Here is a 556-nt window from a genome sequence, read left to right on the forward strand (position 1 = left end):
CCAGTTTCCAGTGCGACCCGAAGTTGAGCCTCGGGATTAAACACCAGACTTAAAGAGCCGCCTGCGCGCGCTTTACGCCCAATAATTCCGGACAACGCTTGCCCCCTACGTATTACCGCGGCTGCTGGCACGTAGTTAGCCGGGGCTTTCTTCTCAGGTACCGTCACTCTTGTAGCAGTTACTCTACAAGACGTTCTTCCCTGGCAACAGAGCTTTACGATCCGAAAACCTTCATCACTCACGCGGCGTTGCTCCGTCAGGCTTTCGCCCATTGCGGAAGATTCCCTACTGCTGCCTCCCGTAGGAGTCTGGGCCGTGTCTCAGTCCCAGTGTGGCCGATCACCCTCTCAGGTCGGCTACGCATCGTCGCCTTGGTAGGCCTTTACCCCACCAACTAGCTAATGCGCCGCAGGCCCATCCACAAGTGACAGATTGCTCCGCCTTTCCTCCTTCTCCCATGCAGGAAAAGGATGTATCGGGTATTAGCTACCGTTTCCGGTAGTTATCCCTGTCTTGTGGGCAGGTTGCCTACGTGTTACTCACCCGTCCGCCGCTA

The 556-nt window shown here is 56.5% G+C and carries 1 rRNA gene; it reads right to left on the reverse strand.

Annotated features, from left to right (window positions below):
- Positions 1–556 (reverse strand): 16S ribosomal RNA (locus HFE01_RS26445); the annotation flags it as partial.

It is taken from the genome of Paenibacillus sp. EKM10P, assembly GCF_011800655.1.
In the GTDB taxonomy this organism is placed as follows: domain Bacteria; phylum Bacillota; class Bacilli; order Paenibacillales; family Paenibacillaceae; genus Paenibacillus; species Paenibacillus polymyxa.